Source organism: Tamlana sp. I1, from assembly GCF_015355625.1.
GTDB lineage: Bacteria > Bacteroidota > Bacteroidia > Flavobacteriales > Flavobacteriaceae > Pseudotamlana.
The window spans coordinates 43,490-66,392 of record NZ_JACLAF010000011.1; the positions used below are offsets into that span (position 1 = coordinate 43,490).

The window sequence follows — 22,903 nt, forward strand, 5'->3', positions numbered from 1 at the left end:
TAAGTTCAGTTTAAGAATGATGAGCTGTCAGTTCGAGTGATTTTTATTTTCAAAAATCGTATCGATAACCAATAACCAGGAGCAGAATCTCGATGTAAATATCACTCGAATTGACCATTTATTTCAAAATATAGAACCACAAAAAAATAAGAGAAAATGAAGCAAAGTATCACATTAGAAAAAGTAACCAAATTTATGGGTTTCGGTTTTTTAACCACCTTAAAAGACCTATTCACGGGGAAGTTAGAAAAAGAAGATTTTAAAAACTTTTTACGCAAAGTTATCGTACCTCTTGCTTCCATTTTATTATTTATTGGTTTGTGGCAATTGGGCTCACAATCTTTATACAATAGAGAGGCCAATTTTAAAATTCAAACCGCATTAACCGATCAAGGACCAGAAGCTGCCGAAGCCATGCGTAAATGTATTGCCTCTGGCGATGTAAGTTGCCAGCCAAATACGCTGCCTTCTCCAGGTCAGGTGTGGGATTCATACAAGTCTTTATTAAGAGATCATAATATTATTAGAGCCGATAAAGCAGCGTTTATAGAAAAAACAGCAGCTTTAAATGCCAAACGTATTGCCGCAGGAAAAGCAGCGATAACCTATACAGGAAGACCTTCATTTATAGATCAAATAATCATGAGTTTAAAAACTGTGTTTGCTGGTTTCCTTTTAGCCCTTGTTATTGCTATTCCAATTGGTATTTTAATCGGATTAAGTCCGACGTTAAAAAGTGCTTTCAACTGGTTCATTCAAATTTTTAAACCTGTTTCGCCAGTGGTTTGGTACTTGTTAGTGTTTATGATTGTAAAAACGATTTTAATCGATTCGACTGATGATAGTTCCTTCATCATATCCTTTATAAGTGTTGGGCTTTGTTCCATGTGGGCCACTTTAGTTAACACAGCAATGGGAGTGGCGTCGGTAGATAAAGATTATATAAATGTTGCCAAAGTATTAAAATTAGGCCCAATACAAAAAGTGTTTAAAGTGATTTTACCTTCGTCGTTGCCACTAATCTTCACAGGGTTGAAAATTACCTTATCAGTAGCTTGGATGGTTTTAATTGCCATTGAATTATTAGCACAAAGTCCAGGTTTAGGATTGTTTGTTTGGGAAGAATTTCAAAATGGAGCAAACGATTCAAATTCAAAAATTATCGTAGCCATGTTTGTTATTGGAATCATTGGGTTTTTATTAGATCGATTGATGCTGACCATACAGAACTGGGTAAGTTTCGATAAGAGTAATGGGATATAAAAGGACAGGAGACGGATGACGGGAGACAGAAGTTTAGCTGGATTGTTTTAATAAAATGATGAGGAATCGTTGAATTGTTTAATCGTGTAATCGCATCCACAAATCAACACAAAACGAATCAACTATAAAGTTTAATCTTGGCTCTTGGCTCTTGATTCTTAGCTCTTGACTCTAAAATCTGAAAATCAACAAATCACAAATAAACGCATAAAGAAAATGGCATACTTAGAATTAAATAATATATATAAATCTTACGGACAAGGCGACCATGCTACCGAAGTGCTTTCAAACATAAATTTAACGATTGAAGAAGGTGAATTTGTTGCGATCGTAGGGTTTACAGGAAGCGGAAAAACAACTTTGGTAAATTTAATAAATGGCTTAATCGAACCAACAAGCGGCGAGGTTTTATTTAAAGGACAACCTGTTGTAGGCACCAGTCATGAGCGCGGTGTTATTTTTCAAAACTATTCGCTTTTACCTTGGTTAACCGTTGGACAGAATATTTTTATGGCTGTAAAAGAAGCTTTTCCGAAGAAAAGTAAAGTAGAGCTTAACGAAATAGTTAAAGACTATGTGGAAATGGTGAGCTTATCACATGCTATAAATAAGCGTCCTAATGAATTATCAGGAGGTATGCGCCAACGTGTTGCTGTGGCAAGAGCTTTAGCCATGAAACCCGAAATGATTATTATGGACGAGCCTTTGGGAGCTTTAGATGCTTTGACCCGTGGAAATCTTCAAGATGAAATTTTAAATATCTGGGGAAAAGACAAGCGTACTGCACTGTTAATTACAAACGATGTAGATGAAGGTATTTATATGGCAGATCGTATTATTCCTTTAAAACCAGGGCCAAAAGCCACTTTAGGACCTGAATTTAAAATTGATATCGAGCGTCCGCGTGATAAAACAGAAATGAATGACAACCAAAATTTTAAAGATACAAGAAACGCCATTATCGAATACTTAATGGAGATTGGAAACTCTAGAAAATCGGAATCGCAAGGCGTTTACGAATTGCCAGAATTAGAGCCTAAAAGTTTTGTTGGACGTTTTAAATAAATTGAAATTATGACTACACATACCATAGAAAATACAAGTAATACCGCTATAAATAAAAATCTAACTTTTCCATCTTCTGAAGTGATGCTGGATTTAAAAAACCTTAAAAAAGTATATCCTACACCAAAAGGGGATTATGTGGTATTGGAAGATTTAAACCTTCAAATAAAGAAAGAAGAATTTGTTACCATTATTGGGCATTCAGGTTGCGGAAAAACAACCATGTTATCTATGATTGCTGGACTTAACGAGATTTCAGGAGGACATATTTCGGTTTTAGGAAAACACATTCAAGGTCCTGGACCAGATCGTGGCGTTATCTTCCAATCACCAAGTTTAATGCCATGGATGACTTCACTTCAAAACGTATTATTAGGTGTCGATCAAGTTTTTCCTGATGCTACCAAAGCACAGCGTCATGATATTGCTAAATACTATTTGCAAAAAGTAGGTTTAGAAGATGCATTTCATAAAAAAGCTTCCGATTTATCACAAGGGATGCAACAACGTGTTGGAATTGCTCGAGCTTTCGCCATTAAACCTAAAGTATTATTGTTAGATGAACCTTTTGGAATGCTTGATTCATTAACCAGAGGAGAACTTCAAGACATTCTAATTGAAATTTGGAACAAAGAAAAAATTACAGCGGTTATGATTACCCACGATGTGGATGAAGCCATATTTCTAGCCGATCGTGTAGTTATGATGACAAGCGGACCAAAAGCTAAAATTGGCGATGTGTTAAATATTGATTTCGAGAGACCAAGAACTCGAAAATCTGTTTTAGAACATGATGATTATTATTCATACAGAAAGCATTTAATAGATTTTTTAGAACATTAATAAATATATTCTTTGAAACACAGCGTAATATAAATTTTATAAAACATGAGTATTGTCATGATTTATGTGTTTTCGTACTTTTATATTCGTTGAGTTTATTTAATAACCTATAAATAAAAAAATAACATACTAAAAACAACAACATGAAAAAACAACATTTAATTTTTGGACTATTACTACTGGCTTGTATTCCATTTGCACAGGCGCAATTTACATTAGATGGTCAAATACGACCAAGAACGGAATATCGTCATGGTTATGGTACTTTAATTCCTTCAGGTGTAGAGCCTGGGTATGGTATTTCAACAAGAGCGCGTCTAAATGCTGGATTTGAAACAGGTTCCTATAAAGCTTACATCAGTTTACAAGATGTTCTGGTTTGGGGAGAAAACAGACAAATTAAACCTGAAGATGCCAATAATACTTTTAATGTTTTTGAAGCTTGGGCTGAAATTAAATTGGGTGAAGGCTGGACCACGAAATTAGGACGTCAAGTTTTGTCTTATGATGACCAACGAATTCTAGGTGGTTTAGATTGGGCACAACAAGGACGTAACCACGATGCAGGATTGATTAAGTACAAGAAAAATAATTTTGCTTTAGATGTAGCTTTGGCCTTTAATCAAGATTATTCAGATCCATCAGGTTTCGTTTCTCAAGGAAATGAATATAATACTACAGGATTCTTTACATATAAGACCATGTATATGGCTCACTTGCATCAAGATTGGGGGGATTTTTCAGGAAGTTTATTAATTATGAATAACGGATTTCAAAATGATGCTGCTGGCTTAAATGATATTGCTAATTTACAAACCGTAGGTGTGCATTTAAACTATGGAAAAGGGGCATTCTCTTTAGCAGGTAATTTATACTTACAAAATGGAGAAGCCATTTACGGAACGAATTATAAAAACGTAAAAGCGGCTTTTTTATCTAGTTTAGATTTTGGATTTAAAGTTTCTAAAGCCGTAGGTTTAGGCTTAGGTGCTGAAATAATTAGCGGTAATGATGAGGCTAGTTTAGATGATACCGGCGCATTTTTTCCATTATATGGAACAAATCATAAATTTAATGGTTTCATGGATTATTTCTACGTAGGAAATCATGCAAATTCAGTAGGTTTAGTAGATGTTCATGTAAGTGCTAATTTTAATTTTAGCAAAACCTCTAGCTTATTGGTTAAAGCATTAAACTTTAGTGGTGAGCAAGAATTACCAAGCGGAGAAAAGTCTTTAGGAACAGAAATCGATTTAGTATATACTAAAAAATTCGATGGTTTTGCTTTAAATGTTGGGTATTCTCAAATGTTTGCTAGCGATGGAATGTATGAATTAAAAGGCGTGTCAGAAGACGTTGCTTCTGGTGTACAAAACTGGGCTTGGGCCATGTTGGTTTTCAAACCTAAATTTATAAATTAAAATAATTTACCAATTAATACATCAAAATCCCGCTCTTGCGGGATTTTTTGCTTTTAAAAATAGATAGTTCTCTAGTTGGTATAGACTTAATCTTGTAAACATCGTTTAAAAAAATTCTATTTATCCTCTAAAACTAAAAACACTAATATAACTGGATTAAGAATATTTATTGTATTAGGGTATTTAGTGGTAATTATTTAATGAATGTTGATTTTATTTCATTATTTATTTATAAAAGGAGGTGAATCTCACGTTTTTTTATTTGGTGTGAGATTTTTTATATCTTCCCGCCTTTTTAAACCCAAATCCATACAATAAAAATGAATGCTTGCCTACGCAATATATTCCGCACACTATTAATTGGTGTTGCTTTTTTTAATGGTTCTTTAGGATTTTCCCAATGTGCAGGTACAGGGGCAGAAGTCACGATTTGTAATAAAGAAACAGACTCTAGTTTACAAAACTTTAATCTTTTTGATGTTTTAGTAGGGGAGACCGCAGGAGGTACTTGGACAGCAGAAAGTAACTTTAACTCTAATGCTTTAGATAAAACGACGGGAGAGGTAAATCTTTGGAAGATTAATAGGTTTGGGGCTCATGCCTTTACTTATAGAAACTTAGCCTGCGATACAAGTTCAGCTACAGTAATTATAAACTTAGGTGGTTATCCTGGAGAGAGCAACCAAAACCCAGGAACTAATAACGTATGTCAAATCCTAAAGGACGATGATGATGATGCCATCAATATCATAGATTTATTTATATTTATTGATACGGTTAACGATCTTGTTGGACCAGATACAGGTGGTGTTTGGACCGAAGATTCATCAAACTTAGCCTTAGGCGTATTAAACAATGAGTTTTTTGATTTTGAAAATGTGCCTATTGGTACCTATACCTTCACTTATACCGTGCCTTCCGTTAGTAATTGTCCGGAACGTACTGCAATTATAGATGTTGAGGTTCGTCGTTCTCCAAATCCAGGAACGCCTTTAAATTTGAATTTATGTGAAACAGATGATATGTCTGGACTAACAAACTTAAACCTCTTTTCAAGGTTAATTGATGCCGATACTAACGGTGAATGGACAGATTCTACTATAGTTTCTACAGGTGAAATTACTAATGGTACCGATTACGAAATAAATGTACAAAACATCTATAATAATTTCGGAGCAGGAAGGTATTCCTTTACTTATACGGTATTACCAGAGCATCCAATTTGCGATGAAAGAGCTGCCACTGTTGTTATTTGTATCGAGAAACAACTTAATTTAGAAGCGACTGTAACGGTAGATTGTAATGGGATAGTGGTTTTAAATTATAACAGCGTGCTTCTAAGTAACGGCGCTTATGATTTGTCATATACGATTTCAGGAAATAGTTTAGGGACTCAGTCCAGAACCATAACAGACCTTGCTTTTCAAAATGGAACGGCACAGTTTGATTTGTTACCAGGACTTCATTTGGCTACTAGCGAAACTTTAAGCATTCAAATTGATGATATCGTAGCCGAACCAACATGTGGTCCAACGGTTTTATGCACATCGATAGTGTCTGTGCCTTCGGAAGATTTTGATTTGTATATTGAACCTTCAATTACAGTAGCTTCAACTTCAGGCTGCGAGCTTGATGATATTTTAATCACTTATGCCAATGCTACTGATGCTGCTTTTGTTCCATTAAATGGCGAAATTTCAGTTGAATACTCTATAAATACGGTGCGTTTTACAGATGAAGTAAACTTCTTAGATGGCAACGCAACGGCTTCTGTATCTGTAAATCGGTTTGTTCAAGGTACTAATTCATTGATCTTTTTTGAAACCAATAATTTTATACACTGTGGCGATATTACTAAAATAGCCAATCTTAATTTTATTCCAGCACCACCAAATCCTATTTTTAATATTGCAGCAGATAGTAGGTGTGATGCTTCTAGTTTACAGTTTGGTTTCGATAGCCCTTCCGGGGAATTCATCTCGTACAGTACGGTGACTTTCGATATTTATCAATTTGGTAGCGAACCACAGCAATTTGCGCCTAGAGATGCTAGTGTATCACTAACCAATAACACGCAAGGTGATGGGATTGATATCAATATTGTAAATAGTAATGATGTTAGCGCGCTTCCCAATGGCGACTATGTTTTTGTAATTAGAAGTGTGCAAAATGATGATGCTGCTTGCAGAGGATTAAGTCAGCTAGATATTGATAATTATACAGCTCAAGGCATGGAGGTTGGATTAACTAAAGAAGGCACAAATCATATATTTGATGCACGTTTAACCTTTAGAATTGGCGATCCAGAACCTGCAGCATTAGTTAAAAATACGTTCGAAGTTTGCTTAGTGAACGGCGCCGTAACTTTAAGCGATTTAAACATATCAGCAGGAGTAGATGTTGATATAACGGTAACCGATTTAAACGGAATGTCATTACCAAACACCTACGAAATCACTCAAGATGAAGCCTTTGTTGCGGTTCTTAAAAGCGCCATCACAGGTTGTGATATTGGTACAGAACCTATAACGGTAACCGTAGTTTCAGAAGCTTCTATTCCAGTCTTAAATTCTAATGTTTTCTGTAGTGCATCCACGTATACCGTTTCTGATTTAGATGTTTCTAGTCAAAATATTATTTGGTATGACGCCGAAACCAACGGAACGGCTTATAGTTCAACAGATGACCTAGATATGAGTAAAGCCTATTGGGCTGAAATCACCATTTCTGGAGGTTGTGTAAGCCCTAATAGAACACAAGCCAACATTACTTTTGTAGATAAGGCTGAAAAACCAACACCAATAGACAATATGTTTTGTACGGCTGCAAATGCCACCATAAGTGATTTAAAGGTGGATAGCGATGCTTCAGCAACATTAAAATGGTACACCTCTGAAACAGGTCCTGCATATACAAGCATATCTTTAGCTTTAGATACTGCTAATGAATATTGGGTATCGCAAACTATTGCTCAAGGCTGTGAGAGTGACCGCGTTCAGGTGGTTTATTCCATTACCGATGTGGTTGCAAATCCAGAACCTTTAGATAATAATTTTTGTACCGCAAATGGCGCCGTTTTTACTTTAGCAGATTTAGCTTTTAATGATGCTACCCTGTCACGACAAGGTGTTATTTCTTATTTTTCAGACCCAGCAGGAACGCTTGCTTTGGCTTCAACCGATTTATTAGAAAACACCACATCGCCTGTTTATGTGCAACAAGTTATTGCTGGATCATGTACAAGTGATCTTGTAGAGGTGGCTTTTAAATTAGAAGATATCGCTTCAAAACCGGTATTGCAAACAGCTGTTTTTTGTTTGGAAAGTAATCCAACAGTACAGGATTTATTAGATGTACTTCAAAGTGAAACTTCAAACGAAATTAAACTTTACGAAGATGAAACCACTAGCACACCTTTAAATGTCAATATAGAACTGGCATCATGGTCGGCTAATATTTATGCCTCACAAACAGTTTTAGCGGGCTGTGAAAGTATAGAGCGATCTTTAGTGAATTTTACATTAGAAAATCCAACCATAACGCCTAATGATTTTGTAACACTACATTGTGGAGCAGGCAACCCTGCTTTAAATGATGTGTATTTAGGAACTGAAAACATCCTATGGTTTGATGAAAATAACAATCCGTTATCAAGTTCAGAAATACTACAAAACGGTGTGTCTTATTTTGCCCAATTACAAGTGGGGAGCTGTTTAAGTGCGCCTTTAGAAGTCCCTATTACTTTAGTTGAAGTTTCAGATCCTGTAGCGAGCTCTGCAACGGCGGAATTTTGTGGTATAAATGAAAAAATAATAGCAGATATCCTGGAAGATGAAGATGGAAATATGCGCTTTGACATCCCGTTAAACCACACTTTAGTTTGGTATGATTCTGATGATATGGCTACTAGAAATTTGCTTGATGATTCGACGGTTTTAGAACAAGGTACTTATTACGCCGTTTACGAAGTTGATACAAGCGTTTCAGGAGAGCGTGTTATTTGCGAAAGTAATAGTTTGGCTATTTCCGTAGATCTTACGGCTTGTTCTCCTAACGAACTCGTTATTCCCGATGGTTTTTCACCTAACGGCGATGGTATTAATGACACCTTCGAATTACAAAACATTCAGTTTGTTTATCCAGATTACAACATTGATATTTATAATAGATACGGTAGACTTGTTTTTAAAGGAAACACCACCATTGGTTTTTGGGATGGAAAAAGCAATCAATCAGGATTGTTTAGTAATGATGTCTTACCAACAGGCGTATACTTTTATGTAATTAATTTTAACCGATTTGATACAAAACCATATCAAGGACAAGTTCATTTAAGAAGATAATGACCAGCAATACCAAACCAAATCAACCACAAAAAATGCCTAAGTTTTTCATAGTCATTTTATTTTTAGTTGTGTTATACCACAAAGTATCGGCGCAGCAAGATCCGCAATTCACCCAGTACACTTATAATATGAGTGTTGTTAACCCTGCTTATGCAACAAGCGATTTGGGTATTCTAAATCTTGGGGGGACTTACCGTAGACAATGGACTAACACTTTAGGAAGTCCAAGAACATTATCGTTTTTTGCCCATACGCCATTTAATGATAAAATTGAAATGGGCATGACTTTTACAACTGATAGAATAGGTGAAGAAGTTATTGACATCAACGAAAAAAATATTAATGCCGATTTCGCTTATCTTTTAAATATAAACGATAATGCTAAATTATCATTCGGAATAAAAGCAGGTTTTACCATATACGATTCTACATTTACAGGAAATCTTATCAATCCAAACGACCCTACATTTACCGAAAATGTGAACGAAGTCTATCCAACCATTGGAGCAGGTGCTTATTATTTCACAGATAACTATTACATCGGATTATCGGCGCCCAATTTTATTCGCGCCAATCACTTGGATGATGCGGTGGTGTTAAACACCATGGGTAAAGAAGAAATTCATTTTTATATGATTGGTGGTTATGTGTTTTCTGTAAATGATAATTTCAAATTAAAACCGTCCTTCATGGCAAGAGCTGTAAAAGGCGCACCTTTTAATGTTGATATATCTTTAAATTCATTAATATACGATCGTTTAGAAGCAGGTATTTCTTATCGATATGATGATGCCATTAGCGGCATTGTTGGGTTTCGAGTTACGCCAGCGCTTAAAGTGGCTTATGCTTATGATGCTACGGTTTCAGACTTTTCAAATCATAACACAGGCTCCCACGAAATTGTTTTATTATTCGATATTTCTTTATTCGGATTAAAAGAGGGTTATAAAAAATCTCCAAGATTTTTCTAAAAAAATAGCGATGAAAAAATTACTACCTATACTAGCTTTTATGATGCTGTTTTCGGCTTTTTCGCAAGAGAAAGATAAATCAGATCCTAAAATTTTCAATAACGATTTAAGGAAAGCAAACACGTATTTTGAGCGTGCTTTTTATGCGAAAGCAATTCCGCTTTATGAAAAGGTTATACGAAAGCACAGAACCAATGCCGTGGTTGAAAATTTAGCCACCTGTTACTATAGTATTGGGGATTTGGAAGCTTCAGCGCGCCTTTATGGTTATCTGGTTAACCGCACAAAAAGTAATAAAACAGAAAGTAATATTTTTAGATATGTTCAAGCTTTAAAGGCTTCTGGTAACTATGATGATGCCAACAGTGTGATGCGTGAATTCCTTGTTGAAAAGCAAGACTCGTTAGCTTTAATAGCTTTTGATGACGCTGTTAAAACTCAAGAAAATATCATCGCTATTGGAAACCGTTATCATTTAGAAAATTTGGCCATTAATAGTGCGTATTCTGAATTTGGAATGCTGCCTTACAACGATTTATTAGTATATGCTTCCGCTGAAAAAGAAAGTGGTAAAAACAATATTTTAAAAGGTTATTACGGTTGGAATGAACAACCTTTTTTAGATATCTATACCATCTATAAGGATAGTTTAGCACTTGGTGGTGCAGCTTCAAAATCAATCTCAGAAAAGGTTAATACCAAACTTCACGAAGGGACGGTTGCATTTAGTAATGACCATAAAACCCTGTATTTTACTAGGAATAATTATTACAAAGGGAAAGAAGTAAATGATGATAAGTTAATCACGCATTTAAAAATTTATAAGGCAGAATTGATTGATGGTGTTTGGAAAAACATAGAGTCACTTCCCTTTAATGGCGATGATTTTTCGGTGGAACACCCCGCTTTGAGCCCCGATGGCAAACGTTTGTATTTCGCATCGGATATGCCTGGAACTTTAGGAAACTTCGATTTGTTTTACGTCGATATAAACTCCGATGGTACGTATGGTGCTCCGGTAAATTTGGGTTCTAAAATTAATACCAAACACCGAGAGCAGTTTCCTTTTATCGGTGCCAATGGTGATTTGTATTTTTCTTCAAACGGGCATTTTGGTTTTGGTGGGTTAGATGTGTTTTGGGCTAAGTTTGATGGAAGTCATTTTCAAAATCCAGATAATTTAGGTTTACCGCTTAATTCAGGTTTCGATGATTTTGCTTTCTTTTTAGATGATTCTCAAAAATCGGGTTACGTATCATCCAATAGAATGAATGGTAAAGGAAGCGACGATGTTTATAGTTTCAAGGAATTAAAACCTTTAATTATCGAAGATTGTAAGCAGTTTATAGCAGGTATTATTACCGATAAAGCCACCAATGAAGCACTTGAAAATTCAAAAGTAACCATTCGTGTTGTTTCAGAAGAAGATCCTGTGCTTTTGGGAACTTTTGCTACCAAAGAAGATGGTGCGTTTAACACGGTTTCAGGTTGCGAAATCACCTTGATGGTTAAAGCTACAGCTGAAGGTTATCAGGATGCCGAACGTAAAATCGTAATAGGTGCTAAACGAAATATAACAAATGATGCGTCATTAGCCTTGGTGTCTTTGGCTTCTATCAAGCAAAAGGAACTTGAGCAAAAACAAATCGAATTAAAAAATCAGCAAATCGCTGCCCAAGTAGCTCTAGAAAAGGAACGTGAAAAACTTGAAACTGAAGCAGAAAACAAAAAAATAGAAATTAATCATATAATAGCAGCAGAGCCTTCTATTAAAAAGTTAAAGGATAAAATTGTTATAGAAACAGACGATATTAATTTTGATTATAAGTTGTGGTACATACGTAGAGATGTAAAAAAAGTGTTGCAGCCTGTTGTCGATTTGATGAAAAAATATCCTGAAATGCAAATAGAAATCGGCTCCCATACCGACATTAGAGGTAACAAGGCTTATAATCGAGATTTGTCTCAAAAACGAGCCACATCTACCAAAGAGTTCTTAGTCTCTAAAGGTATTGATGCTTATCGTATTACGGCAATTGGTTATGGAGAATCTCAACCCATTCAACCCTGTAAAACTGAAGATGATTGCAGTGAAGAAGAGCATGAAACAAATAGACGATCAGAATTTGTAATAACACAATTATAGATTAAGTTTTTCTATTCTCCCGTCTCCCGTCTCCCGTCTCCTGTCTCCCGTATACGTCCTCAACACCACCCATCAAGCATGCTAAATGCTTCTTAGGTCAAAAAAGCAGACATTTTCAGTAGGAAAAATATTTATTATATTATGATTGCAAAATACTTTTCTTACATTTAAAGCATAAAAATTCACTATGCTGAAAAAAGTTTTTGCCAGCGCCGTATTTGGTGTAGAAGCTTCAACCATTACGGTTGAGGTTAATGTCGATTCGGGGGTTGGTTATCATTTGGTAGGATTGCCCGATAATGCCATTAAAGAAAGTAATTATAGAATTGCAGCAGCACTTCAAAATAACGGTTATAAAATCCCAGGAAAGAAAATAACCATTAATATGGCGCCTGCCGATTTACGTAAGGAAGGCTCTGCTTACGATTTAACCCTAGCCATTGGTATTCTAGCCGCATCCAAACAAATTCAAGCCAACGATTTAGATAAATATTTAATAATGGGCGAATTGTCTTTAGACGGCAGTTTACAACCCATAAGAGGCGCTTTACCTATTGCAGTTAAGGCAAGACAAGAAGGATTTAAAGGTTTTATTCTTCCGTTGCAAAATGCTAAAGAAGCCGCGATTGTAGATAATCTTGAGGTTTATGGTGTAGATAATATAAAACAGGTTATTCAGTTTTTTGATAAAGGAGAACCCTTAGAGCAAACCATTATTGATACTCGGGAAGAATTTAATAAAAGCTTAGATTTTCCGGAGTTTGATTTTAGCGATGTAAAAGGTCAAGAAAGTATAAAACGCTGTATGGAAATTGCAGCAGCTGGCGGTCATAATATTATTTTAATTGGTCCTCCTGGCGCTGGAAAAACCATGTTAGCAAAACGATTGCCTAGTATTTTACCACCTATGACACTTCATGAAGCTTTGGAAACCACAAAAATTCATTCTGTAGTGGGGCGTGTAAAAGATTCCGGATTAATGGCGCAACGCCCGTTTAGGAGTCCGCATCACACGATATCGAATGTTGCCTTAGTTGGTGGCGGAAGCTATCCGCAACCCGGAGAAATTTCATTATCGCATAATGGGGTTTTATTTTTAGATGAATTGCCAGAATTTAAACGCGAGGTTTTAGAAGTGATGCGTCAACCTTTGGAAGATCGCGAGGTTACCATTTCTAGAGCGAAATTTACGGTTACGTATCCTTCGTCGTTTATGCTAGTTGCTAGTATGAACCCGAGTCCAGGGGGTTATTTTAACGACCCTAATGCGCCTGTAACTTCCAGTCCTGCTGAAATGCAGCGCTATTTAAGTAAAATTTCGGGGCCTTTGTTGGATCGTATTGATATTCATATTGAAGTAACGCCGGTGCCTTTTGATAAACTTTCAGAAGAAAGAAAAAGTGAAACCTCTGTCGAAATTAGAAAACGTGTAACCATAGCAAGAAAAGTACAAACCGATCGTTTTTCCGATTCTGAAACGGTGCACTATAATGCTCAAATGAACACAAAGCAAATTCGTAAGTATTGTGTTTTAGATGAGTCTTCAAAAACATTACTAAAAACAGCGATGGAACGTTTAAATCTTTCCGCAAGAGCGTACGATCGCATTTTAAAAGTATCTAGGACCATTGCCGATTTAGAAGATTCAGAAAGTATTAATGGCAACCATATTAGTGAAGCCATTCAATATAGAAGTCTGGACCGTGAAGGTTGGTTAGGGTAAATCGTGTTTCATTGAAATTTCAAAATAAAAAAGAGGCTTTCTAAAAAGTAAATTAAATTTGATTTACTTTTTAGAAAGCCTTTTGTTGTTAAGTCAACTGTGCAATTATTTTTATTTCTTTTCGAAAGTTGTGGTAAGGGTAGAGGGGATTTCTTTACCTTTTATATCAATTAATATTACCGACCTTTCATAAGAAAACTCGGTTCCTTCATTGTTAATTACAATGGCTAATGATACTCTTGAACAATAAGACACGGTTGTTAAGGTGTTTCCGTTACTAAGTTGCCAAGTGCCATCGGATTCTATGGTGTTATCGCAATCGCTAAGGGTGCTTCCTTGTAAAAAAGTGTAATCTCTATCGCTTTTAAAATTGTAAATATTGTCTTTAAGGCAAGCTGGGTATTGCGCATAAATATTTGTACTAGGATTTGTTACATCGTCATTTGTAAGATCGATAGGTTCATCAGAAACAACACTTTTTAAAACCCATTCCCCTGAAAATTCGGTTTCCTTATCTGATAATTCACCCGTAATCGGATCATCACACACTAAGTTATCGTCGTTCGAGTTGCAACTAAAAACTAAAAGGTTTATGGCAATTAGGGTTGCTAAAAAAAATGGCTTTTTCATGATTTTTATTTTTAATAAGATGTTGAATTAAATATTGAGGGTATTAAAATTTAATGGGGATGATTTTTTGTGTAAAATGTTGTTTATGAGCTTAGTGTGTTTTTAATTTCTCTACAAAAATACAACAAACAAAAAAGAACGAAGCATGACACTTCGTTCTTTAGGCTATAATTAACTAGGGAGATAATTATGCTTCAGTGTCATCTTCTTCCTCTTCTTCGGCTTCAACAACTTTTTTATAAGTAGTTGTAGTTTCGGTAGTGATTTTTTCGTCATTTACATCTGTAAAAGTAACTGTACCTACAACAGAGAATTCTGTGTTGTCTTCATTGAATTCAAGATTCGTTTCGGTAGCGAAACAATTAGCTACATTTATTAAAATGTTTTCTTCAGTTAATTTCCAAGTACCATTTGCTTCATGTTCTTCTTCGCAATCTTCTGCATTTTTTCCTTGGGTAAAAGTGTAATCTCTATCTGCTTTAAAAGTATAAACAGCATCTTGTTGGCATTCGTCATATTGCGAATAAATATCAGTACTTGGGTTGTCTGTATCGTCATCGGTTAAGTCGATTTCGTCTTCAGTAACAATGCCTGCTAGAGTCCAAGTTCCTGCAAATTCAGTTTCATGCTCGGTTAATTCTCCTGTTAATTCTTCTTCGCATACAATATCGTTGTCGTCGTTACTATTACAGTTAACAAGAAATACACTTAATACTAATAATGCTAATAAATTTTTTACTACTAAAATTGATTTGTTCATGATATTGGGATTTTTAATTTGTTTTAAAGAAGATGTATAAATTGTCGAAGCGTTGCGTTGGAAACATGAAAATATTTTATTTAATTTTTAAACCTTTGTGAACGAGATTTATAGGCAAATATTTTTTTTAAAAAAAGTTGTATTCATCATATTGAATTATTGAATTAAAAATAAAACAACGATTTCTTTAGCGTTAAAATCGCTTTTTATACATTAGACAAATAATTATTCAATTTTAGCTTATGAAAAAAGTTCTCGTCCTATGCTTTGCCGTTTTAATTCTTGCTTGTAATTCATCTAAAAAAGAGAAGGTTGCCAATGCCGATGAAACTAAAATGGTATCAGAAAAAGTTAAGCTTTACGAAGTCCCAAAGTTGGATTTAGGTCAAGCCAATAAGTTAGCCGATTTGCCGCTACATTGTATTAATATTGAATATCCAAATCGTTTGTCGCAAACTTTAGGTAGTGATGAAGATTTAAAATCGCCAGCGGTTTTACATCCTGCATTTTATGGGTGTTTCGATTGGCATTCGTCGGTTCACGGCCATTGGAGTTTGGTGAGTTTACTGAAGACTTTTCCAGATTTAGAAAACGCCGATACCATTAAACAACGTCTTCTTAAAAATATTTCTAAAGAAAACATTGAAGCCGAAGTCGCTTATTTTCATGGAAAACTTAATAAAACTCATGAACGTACCTATGGTTGGGCATGGTTACTGAAGCTTGCAGAAGAAATACACACTTGGGACGATGAAACAGCCAGAACCTTAGAAGCGAATTTGCAGCCATTAACCAATTTAATTGTTGAAAAATACATTGAATTTTTACCAAAATTGAATTACCCACTTCGCGTAGGAACCCATACAAATACAGCTTTCGGTTTATCCTTTGCTTACGATTATGCTGAAACAGTTGGACATGAAGCTTTAAAAGCATCTATTTCCAAACGTGCTAAAGATTTTTATTTAAGTGATGAAAATTGTCCGATGAGTTGGGAGCCTAGCGGAAGTGATTTTTTATCGCCATGCCTAGAGGAGGCAGCACTGATGAAACGCTTACTTTCAAAAGATGAATTTATAACTTGGATAGACGTTTTTTTACCTCAATTAAAGGATGAAAATTACAATTTAGAGCCCGGAGAAGTTTCTGATAGAACCGATGGACATTTGGTGCATTTAGATGGTGTGAATTTTTCTAGAGCTTGGAACTTAAATAAGATTGCTGAAGGTTTACCGCAATTTAATCACTTAAAAAATATCGCAAATAGAGGTATTCAATATTCGTTGCCAAGCATTTTTGAAGATAGCTATGAAGGCGGGCATTGGTTAGGAAGCTTTGCGATTTATTCGTTAAACTCTGTTTCTAAAAATTAATTAAATAAAATAGGGTAACACCGAAACATCCGTTTGAAAAACTGGTTTAAAAATATTGGCCCAGGCCCTTTGGTAGCAGCTGCTTTTATTGGTCCAGGCACGGTTACGGTTTGTACTTTAGCGGGGGTGGGTTTTGGATTTTCCTTGTTGTGGGCTATGGTTTTGTCTATTTTGGCAACCATTGTTTTACAGGAAATGTCGGCTAGATTAGGCATCATTTCTCAAAAAGGTTTATCGGAAATCATTCGAGAAGAAATAAAACATCCGGTAATTAAAGTATTGGCTTTACTTTTAATACTCTCGGCAATTGTTATTGGCAACGCAGCCTACGAAGCAGGAAATATAAGTGGTGGTGTTTTAGGTTTGGAAGCCATTATAGGAAAACAAAGTATTGCTATTGGCAGTTTCTCTTTAAATGGTTTAAGTGTTCTAATTGGTGTTATTGCCTTTTCGTTATTGTACATTGGTAATTACAAAGTCTTAGAACGGGTTTTGGTTGCTTTGGTAACTTTAATGAGTTTGGCTTTTCTGCTTACAGCTATTATAACAAAACCAGATTTAGCTCAAGTTTTTAAAGGGGCTTTCATTCCAAATATTTCAAAAGAAAATTTACTTACCGTTATTGCTTTAATAGGCACTACGGTGGTGCCTTATAATTTGTTTTTACATGCTTCATTAGTTAAAGAAAAATGGCAAAAACTTAGCGATTTAAAATACGCTAGAAAGGATACTATTGTGGCCGTAATTTTAGGCGGTATGGTGTCGATGTGCATTATGATATCGGCAGCTTCAATACAAACTTTACAAGTGCATAACGCGGTAGATTTAGCCAAAGGTTTAGAGCCTTTATTTGGTAGTTTTGCTAAATATTTTCTTGCTGTTGGTTTATTTGCTGCAGGCATAACAAGTGCGATTACGGCGCCTTTAGCTGCCGCATTTGTAATGAGTGGCTGTTTGGGCTGGAAAAGCGATATGCGCGCTGTAAAGTTTAAAAGTGTTTGGGGGAGTATTATAATTTTAGGGGTTTTATTTTCTTCATTAGGGATTAAATCCATTGAAATTATAAAATTTGCTCAGGTAACCAACGGCGTTTTATTACCAATAATAGCAGGTTTTTTGCTTTGGATTATGAATAAATCTTCAGTTTTAGGGGCTTTTAAAAATGGCTTAAAACAGAACGTTTTAGGAAGTATTATTTTAATTATTAGTATCTTGTTGTCTATAGCTACCTTAAATAAGGTTTTTCAATTAAATATTTTTTAAACATGCAAACACGCATAGATGTTAATGCCGATGTAGGCGAAGGAATGGGAAATGAGGCTGAACTCATGCCATACATTACGTCTTGTAATATTGCTTGTGGCGGTCATGCAGGCGATTTGCAAACCATGAAAACTGTGGCGCAATTAGCAAAACAACATCATGTTAAAATAGGGGCGCACCCTTCGTTTCCAGATAAGGAGAATTTTGGGCGACAAGCCATGGCTATGCCTTGTGTGGCGCTATACACCGCGATTAAAAATCAAATAAAAGACTTAATTGCTGTTTTAGATGAAGAACATTTACACCTGCATCATGTAAAACCGCATGGCGCATTATACAACTTAGCAGCCGTAGATGAAAAAATAGCAAATGTGATTATTGAGGTGATGAAGGGGTTAATGCTACGCGTAAAACTTTATGTGCCTTATCATTCGGTAATTGCTAGATTGGCGATTGAAAATAATATTCCCATTATGTATGAAGCTTTTGCCGATAGAAATTATAACGACAATTTAACTTTGGTTTCTCGATCTGAAAATAATGCTATGATTCATGATGCCGATACCATGTTTAATCATGTTTTTAATATGGTTACTACAGAAAAAGTAAAAACCATATCGGGTGTGTTAGCAACCATAAAAGCTGAAACCATTTGTGTTCATGGAGACAATCCTGAAGCCTGTACATTAATTTCAGAATTAGCAAGCCGTTTAGAATCTAAAGGCATTCAGGTTATTTAATGTTGGGTTTTAAACTTTCATATAAAGCTTATGGTGATCGTGCGATTTTGGTAGAATGGCCGAAACTTATTGCTGAAGATATTCTAAAAGATGTATTAAATTTTAAAGAAAAGATAAAAGCTTCAGATCTTGAAAACATCGCCGAAATACGTTCGGCATACCAATCTCTTTTAATTATTTTTGATGCTGCTTTTTCGTTTGAAACGGAAGTGAAATCGCTTCAAAATCTGTATAAAACTGAAACAAAATCTCTTGAATTACAATCTACTCTGTGGCGAATTCCAGTGTGTTATGATGCTTCTTTTGGTTTGGATTTGGATGCTATTTCTGATGCTAAAAACATATCAAAAACAGACCTTATTAAACGGCATACTCAGGCTATTTACAGTATTTATTTCATTGGATTTTTACCTGGATTTTTATATTTAGGGGGCTTGGATGAGGTGCTATGGACACCTAGAAAAGCCACGCCACGCATGAAAATTGCAAAAGGAGCCGTTGCCATAGGAGGGAATCAAACAGGTATTTATCCTACCGAAAGTCCTGGAGGTTGGAATATTATAGGGAATTCACCCATCGATTTTTTTAATTTGAATAATGAAAGGCCTTGTTTTTCAAAAGCAGGCGATCGTATTCAATTTTATGCCGTGTCTTTAAAAGAATATCACGACATTAAAGTTTTGGTTGAGGCGAATGTTTATCAAATAGAAAAGGAGGTAGGTGATGATTAAAGTTTTAAAACCAGGATTATTTACTACCATTCAAGATTTAGGACGTTTCGGATTTCAGGAATTTGGCGTGCCTTATTCTGGAGCAATGGATGTTTATGCCGCTAAAATGGCCAATGCGTTGCTTGGAAACTCTCAAAACGATGCGGTTTTAGAAATGACCATGTTGGGGCCTACTTTACAATTTAATTGCGCTACTTTAATTTGTGTTTCTGGCGCAGATATGCAAGCTAAACTAAATAATAAACCGATTGAAGCTTATAAATTGGTACAGGTAAAAGCGGACGATGTATTAAGTTTTTCTTCAGTAAAAAAAGGATTTAGAGCTTATTTAGCAGTGAAAGGTGGTTTTCAAACTGAAACTGTAATGCAAAGCCGAAGCATGTATCAAAGTATTACTGAAAATCATTATTTAAGTGAAGGGGATACATTACCTATTGAATCGTATAACAATCAGCAGTACAATCCTAATGCGGCTTTAAAAGTGCAACATGATTATATGGGGCAATCTGAAATAGGTGTATTTAAAGGTCCTGAATTTGATTTGTTAACCAAAGCGCAACAAGAAAGATTACTAAGCTTTAATTTTAAAATTTCTAAGGAAAACAACCGCATGGCATATCAGTTAAACGAGCCATTGGAAAACACATTGGAAGCCATTATTACCTCGCCAGTTTTACCCGGAACCGTGCAGTTAACGCCGTCTGGAAAGCTTATTGTTTTAATGCGAGATTGTCAAACAACGGGAGGATATCCTAGGGTTTTACAATTAAGTGAGGCAAGTATATCTGCGCTTTCACAAAAATATACAGGACAATCTGTACGATTTAAGTTGCTGGTTTACGGTGTTCGAGCGGAGTAGAAGAAGGTGTTATTCTTAATCAAATAGGAATTACACTTTCAATTTTTCCAATTTATCCTGATAGCCTTTAATTTCGTCGCGTAATTTTGCGGCAATTAAAAAATCTAAAGCTTTGGCCGCTTCTTCCATAAGCTTTCTTTTTTCACGAATTTTCTTTTCTAATTCAGGTTTGCTTAGGTATTCGCTTTCTGGTTCGGCAGCGCGAGCAGCTTCCAATTCGTAACTATAAGTACTCACCGAGTTTTTAGACAAGGCGTTGTTTAAACTTTTGTTTAAAGCTTTTGGTTTAAGTTTATGTGCGGTGTTGTAAGCAATCTGTTTTTCTCTTCGGTAATTGGTTTCATCAATGGTTTTTTGCATGCTTTTGGTAATCTTATCAGCATACATAATCGCTTTACCATTTAAGTTTCTCGCAGCACGACCAACGGTTTGTGTTAACGATCTTGCAGAACGTAAAAAACCTTCTTTGTCGGCATCAATAATAGCAACCAAAGAGACTTCTGGTAAATCTAAACCTTCACGAAGTAAATTCACACCAACAAGCACATCAAATAGCCCTTTACGTAAATCTTGCATGATTTCAACACGTTCTAACGTATCCACATCACTGTGAATGTAACGGCAACGAATTTGAATACGATCTAAATATTTAGTCAATTCTTCAGCCATTCGTTTAGTCAGCGTGGTAACTAAGGTACGTTCATCTTTTTCAACACGTTGCTGAATTTCTTCAATTAAATCATCTATCTGATTTAAACTCGGGCGCACTTCAATAATAGGATCTAATAGTCCTGTCGGACGAATAATTTGTTCCACATAAACCCCATCACTTTTTTCCAATTCGTAATCGGCTGGTGTGGCACTTACATAAATAACTTGGTTTTGCAGGGACTCAAATTCTTCAAATTTCAAAGGTCTGTTGTCCATCGCTGCAGGCAAACGGAAACCGTATTCTACTAAATTTTCTTTTCTACTTCTATCGCCGCCATACATGGCATGAACTTGCGAAACAGTTACGTGACTTTCATCAATAATCATTAAATAATCGTCTGGAAAATAGTCTAACAAGCAAAAGGGACGCGTGCCTGGTAATCGGCCATCAAGGTATCTTGAGTAGTTTTCAATCCCCGAACAATAACCTAATTCCCGAATCATTTCAAGGTCGAATTCGGTACGTTCTTTAAGACGTTTTGCTTCTAAATGTTTACCAATTTCTTTAAAATAATCATGTTGTGTAACTAAATCGTCTTGAATTTCTTTAATAGCGCCTTGTAAAACATCCTGAGATGTTACAAACATGTTGGCAGGATAAATGGTTAATCGGTCATATTTTTCAACGACTTTATTCGTTTGAATGTCAAAGGATTCAATCTCTTCAATTTCATCTCCAAAAAAGTGAATTCTAAACGCATCATCGGCGTAACTAGGGAAAATATCAACGGTATCGCCTTTAATTCTGAAATTACCGTGCTTAAATTCAGATTCGGTTCTAGAGTATAAACTTTGAACCAATTGATGCAGTAATTTGGTTCTAGAAATCACTTGATCACGTTCTAAAGTGATGACGTTTTTTTGAAATTCCACAGGATTTCCAATACCATATAAACAGGACACCGAAGCGATTACAATCACATCACGTCTTCCAGAAAGTAAGGAAGAGGTGGTGCTTAATCGCATTTTCTCTATTTCTTCATTAATCGATAAATCTTTTTCTATATAAACGCCAGAAACCGGAATATAGGCTTCGGGTTGGTAATAATCGTAGTAAGACACGAAATATTCAACAGCATTGTTTGGAAAAAACTGTTTAAACTCAGAATACAGTTGTGCCGCCAAAGTTTTGTTATGTGCTAAAACTAGGGTAGGGCGTTGCACTTCTTCAATCACATTGGCAATGGTAAATGTTTTTCCCGATCCTGTAACACCAAGTAAGGTTTGGTATTGCTCGTTAGAAGTAATACCATTTACAAGCTGTTTTATGGCTTGTGGCTGATCGCCTGTTGGACTAAATTCCGATTCAATTTTAAACTGCATTTTGCAAAAATAAAGAATTTCTAACGCTTAGTTTTATTTAGATGCTTCTTATAAAGTAAAGCCGCGCATTTAGTTTGATTTTTTACCAAGGATATAGCTATCTACCTGAAAACGGAGGTTGTTTATAATCTTTCTGGTTGCTGATTTCGAAGATTTCAGTAAACAAATTCGATCTAGTAACTGCTTACACAGTATTGGGTTTTGTGTTTATTAATCGACGTCTTTTTGTAATTTATCAGGATCTTGTCGTGTGTCAAAAATTGTAATTATTTCTATTTCTTTTCGTTCAGCTAATATTCTGTAGAAAAATGTTGTTTGCTTTGTTACAACACATTTATAAAGGTTTTTAAAGGCTGTAGATTTCGGACAACTATCTGGTTGATTTGATATTTGTTTGATTTTCTCGTTCAGTTTTGAGATAAATTTATCACGAGTTTTTAAACCCCACTCTTCGATTAAATATTCTGATAGTTTTAGAAGTTTTGATTCGGCAAGTTCGGATAAGAATACTTTCATTAAGAAATTTTCTTTAGAAATGACTCGAAAGAAACTCTTTTTCCTTTGTCCAATTCCTCAATTCCTTGTTTTATTTCAGATTGTTCAGATAAAGACAATTCATCCCAAAAATCGTTTTTTTCTTTTTTCACAAAGTCTGCTATGCTTTGGATAAAATCGGCATTTTCGGTCTCCAAAATAGTTTTTAGTAGCTCAAGTTTTGTAGTTCGAATGTCCATT

18 protein-coding genes are annotated in these 22,903 nt (G+C 35.4%); 13 read left to right on the plus strand and 5 right to left on the minus strand.

Translation table 11 applies throughout. The features are described 5' to 3' along the window. Window positions 1–156: 156 nt before the first annotated feature. The 8 genes from H6X70_RS11325 (at window position 157) to H6X70_RS11360 (ending at window position 13,778) form a co-directional block, all read left to right on the plus strand. Window positions 157–1,263: an ABC transporter permease gene (locus H6X70_RS11325; RefSeq protein WP_194767808.1), complete on the plus strand. Its 1,107-nt coding sequence runs from the start codon at window positions 157–159 to the stop codon at window positions 1,261–1,263. 216 nt (window positions 1,264–1,479) lie between these two features. Further along, on the plus strand, window positions 1,480–2,328 hold the full coding sequence (locus H6X70_RS11330) for an ABC transporter ATP-binding protein (protein ID WP_194767809.1): 849 nt from the start codon (window positions 1,480–1,482) through the stop codon (window positions 2,326–2,328). 9 nt (window positions 2,329–2,337) lie between these two features. Further along, window positions 2,338–3,171: an ABC transporter ATP-binding protein gene (locus H6X70_RS11335; RefSeq protein WP_194767810.1), complete on the plus strand. Its 834-nt coding sequence runs from the start codon at window positions 2,338–2,340 to the stop codon at window positions 3,169–3,171. Window positions 3,172–3,314: 143 nt separating this feature from the next. Next, on the plus strand, window positions 3,315–4,592 hold the full coding sequence (locus tag H6X70_RS11340; protein ID WP_194767811.1) for an alginate export family protein: 1,278 nt from the start codon (window positions 3,315–3,317) through the stop codon (window positions 4,590–4,592). Window positions 4,593–4,912: 320 nt separating this feature from the next. Then, window positions 4,913–8,935, plus strand: coding sequence for a gliding motility-associated C-terminal domain-containing protein (locus tag H6X70_RS11345; RefSeq protein WP_194767812.1), 4,023 nt, complete (start codon window positions 4,913–4,915; stop codon window positions 8,933–8,935). Between the two features lie 35 nt (window positions 8,936–8,970). Then, a complete protein-coding gene (locus H6X70_RS11350; protein ID WP_194767813.1) occupies window positions 8,971–9,909 on the plus strand; it encodes a type IX secretion system membrane protein PorP/SprF in 939 nt (312 codons plus the stop codon). 10 nt (window positions 9,910–9,919) lie between these two features. After that, window positions 9,920–12,055 carry an OmpA family protein gene (locus H6X70_RS11355; RefSeq protein WP_194767814.1) on the plus strand — a complete coding sequence of 712 codons (2,136 nt, stop codon included), beginning with the start codon at window positions 9,920–9,922 and terminating at the stop codon, window positions 12,053–12,055. A 187-nt stretch (window positions 12,056–12,242) separates the two neighbouring features. Beyond that, window positions 12,243–13,778, plus strand: a complete 1,536-nt coding sequence (locus H6X70_RS11360) for a YifB family Mg chelatase-like AAA ATPase (RefSeq protein ID WP_194767815.1) — start codon at window positions 12,243–12,245, stop codon at window positions 13,776–13,778. A 111-nt stretch (window positions 13,779–13,889) separates the two neighbouring features. On the opposite strand, the gene H6X70_RS11365 is transcribed toward H6X70_RS11360, so the two are convergent. Beyond that, entirely contained in the window at window positions 13,890–14,408 is a 519-nt protein-coding gene (locus tag H6X70_RS11365; RefSeq protein WP_194767816.1) for a DUF5004 domain-containing protein, read from the minus strand. A 187-nt stretch (window positions 14,409–14,595) separates the two neighbouring features. Beyond that, window positions 14,596–15,168, minus strand: coding sequence for a DUF5004 domain-containing protein (locus H6X70_RS11370; protein WP_194767817.1), 573 nt, complete (start codon window positions 15,166–15,168; stop codon window positions 14,596–14,598). A 242-nt stretch (window positions 15,169–15,410) separates the two neighbouring features. Here H6X70_RS11370 and H6X70_RS11375 point away from each other — a divergent pair, with 242 nt between their 5' ends. The 5 genes from H6X70_RS11375 to H6X70_RS11395 are packed head-to-tail and all read left to right on the plus strand — an operon-like array spanning window position 15,411 to window position 20,134. Continuing rightward, window positions 15,411–16,541 (plus strand): DUF2891 domain-containing protein, encoded by a 1,131-nt coding sequence (locus tag H6X70_RS11375; protein WP_194767818.1) that lies wholly within the window; start codon window positions 15,411–15,413, stop codon window positions 16,539–16,541. 33 nt (window positions 16,542–16,574) lie between these two features. Next, window positions 16,575–17,804, plus strand: a complete 1,230-nt coding sequence (locus tag H6X70_RS11380; protein ID WP_194767819.1) for an Nramp family divalent metal transporter — start codon at window positions 16,575–16,577, stop codon at window positions 17,802–17,804. A gap of 2 nt (window positions 17,805–17,806) precedes the next feature. Then, complete coding sequence (gene pxpA / locus H6X70_RS11385) at window positions 17,807–18,544, plus strand: 5-oxoprolinase subunit PxpA (protein ID WP_194767820.1); 738 nt, start codon at window positions 17,807–17,809, stop codon at window positions 18,542–18,544. Further along, window positions 18,544–19,275, plus strand: a complete 732-nt coding sequence (gene pxpB, locus H6X70_RS11390) for a 5-oxoprolinase subunit PxpB (RefSeq protein ID WP_194767821.1) — start codon at window positions 18,544–18,546, stop codon at window positions 19,273–19,275. The genes pxpA and pxpB overlap by 1 nt, the downstream gene beginning before the upstream one ends. After that, window positions 19,268–20,134 (plus strand): biotin-dependent carboxyltransferase family protein, encoded by an 867-nt coding sequence (locus H6X70_RS11395; protein WP_194767822.1) that lies wholly within the window; start codon window positions 19,268–19,270, stop codon window positions 20,132–20,134. Before pxpB ends, H6X70_RS11395 begins: the two co-directional genes overlap by 8 nt. A 30-nt stretch (window positions 20,135–20,164) precedes the next feature. On the opposite strand, the gene uvrB is transcribed toward H6X70_RS11395, so the two are convergent. From uvrB to H6X70_RS11410, 3 genes are all read right to left on the minus strand, one after another. After that, window positions 20,165–22,168, minus strand: coding sequence for an excinuclease ABC subunit UvrB (uvrB, locus tag H6X70_RS11400; protein WP_194767823.1), 2,004 nt, complete (start codon window positions 22,166–22,168; stop codon window positions 20,165–20,167). Between the two features lie 210 nt (window positions 22,169–22,378). Further along, window positions 22,379–22,684, minus strand: coding sequence for a type II toxin-antitoxin system RelE/ParE family toxin (locus H6X70_RS11405; protein WP_194767824.1), 306 nt, complete (start codon window positions 22,682–22,684; stop codon window positions 22,379–22,381). Continuing rightward, entirely contained in the window at window positions 22,684–22,902 is a 219-nt protein-coding gene (locus tag H6X70_RS11410) for a hypothetical protein (RefSeq protein ID WP_194767825.1), read from the minus strand. The genes H6X70_RS11405 and H6X70_RS11410 overlap by 1 nt, the downstream gene beginning before the upstream one ends. Between the last annotated feature and the right edge of the window lies 1 nt (window position 22,903).

Excerpts from the sequence above, each read along its gene's own strand:
- H6X70_RS11330 (WP_194767809.1), top strand. The coding sequence starts at position 1,480 with ATGGCATACTTAGAATTAAATAATATATATAAATCTTACGGACAAGGC.
- H6X70_RS11340 (WP_194767811.1), top strand. The coding sequence starts at position 3,315 with ATGAAAAAACAACATTTAATTTTTGGACTATTACTACTGGCTTGTATT.
- H6X70_RS11350 (WP_194767813.1), top strand. The coding sequence starts at position 8,971 with ATGCCTAAGTTTTTCATAGTCATTTTATTTTTAGTTGTGTTATACCAC.
- H6X70_RS11375 (WP_194767818.1), top strand. The coding sequence starts at position 15,411 with ATGAAAAAAGTTCTCGTCCTATGCTTTGCCGTTTTAATTCTTGCTTGT.
- H6X70_RS11365 (WP_194767816.1), bottom strand. The coding sequence starts at position 14,408 with ATGAAAAAGCCATTTTTTTTAGCAACCCTAATTGCCATAAACCTTTTA.
- H6X70_RS11335 (WP_194767810.1), top strand. The coding sequence starts at position 2,338 with ATGACTACACATACCATAGAAAATACAAGTAATACCGCTATAAATAAA.
- H6X70_RS11410 (WP_194767825.1), bottom strand. The coding sequence starts at position 22,902 with ATGGACATTCGAACTACAAAACTTGAGCTACTAAAAACTATTTTGGAG.
- uvrB (WP_194767823.1), bottom strand. The coding sequence starts at position 22,168 with ATGCAGTTTAAAATTGAATCGGAATTTAGTCCAACAGGCGATCAGCCA.
- H6X70_RS11325 (WP_194767808.1), top strand. The coding sequence starts at position 157 with ATGAAGCAAAGTATCACATTAGAAAAAGTAACCAAATTTATGGGTTTC.
- H6X70_RS11395 (WP_194767822.1), top strand. The coding sequence starts at position 19,268 with ATGATTAAAGTTTTAAAACCAGGATTATTTACTACCATTCAAGATTTA.
- pxpB (WP_194767821.1), top strand. The coding sequence starts at position 18,544 with ATGTTGGGTTTTAAACTTTCATATAAAGCTTATGGTGATCGTGCGATT.
- pxpA (WP_194767820.1), top strand. The coding sequence starts at position 17,807 with ATGCAAACACGCATAGATGTTAATGCCGATGTAGGCGAAGGAATGGGA.
- H6X70_RS11370 (WP_194767817.1), bottom strand. The coding sequence starts at position 15,168 with ATGAACAAATCAATTTTAGTAGTAAAAAATTTATTAGCATTATTAGTA.
- H6X70_RS11345 (WP_194767812.1), top strand. The coding sequence starts at position 4,913 with ATGAATGCTTGCCTACGCAATATATTCCGCACACTATTAATTGGTGTT.
- H6X70_RS11405 (WP_194767824.1), bottom strand. The coding sequence starts at position 22,684 with ATGAAAGTATTCTTATCCGAACTTGCCGAATCAAAACTTCTAAAACTA.
- H6X70_RS11360 (WP_194767815.1), top strand. The coding sequence starts at position 12,243 with ATGCTGAAAAAAGTTTTTGCCAGCGCCGTATTTGGTGTAGAAGCTTCA.
- H6X70_RS11355 (WP_194767814.1), top strand. The coding sequence starts at position 9,920 with ATGAAAAAATTACTACCTATACTAGCTTTTATGATGCTGTTTTCGGCT.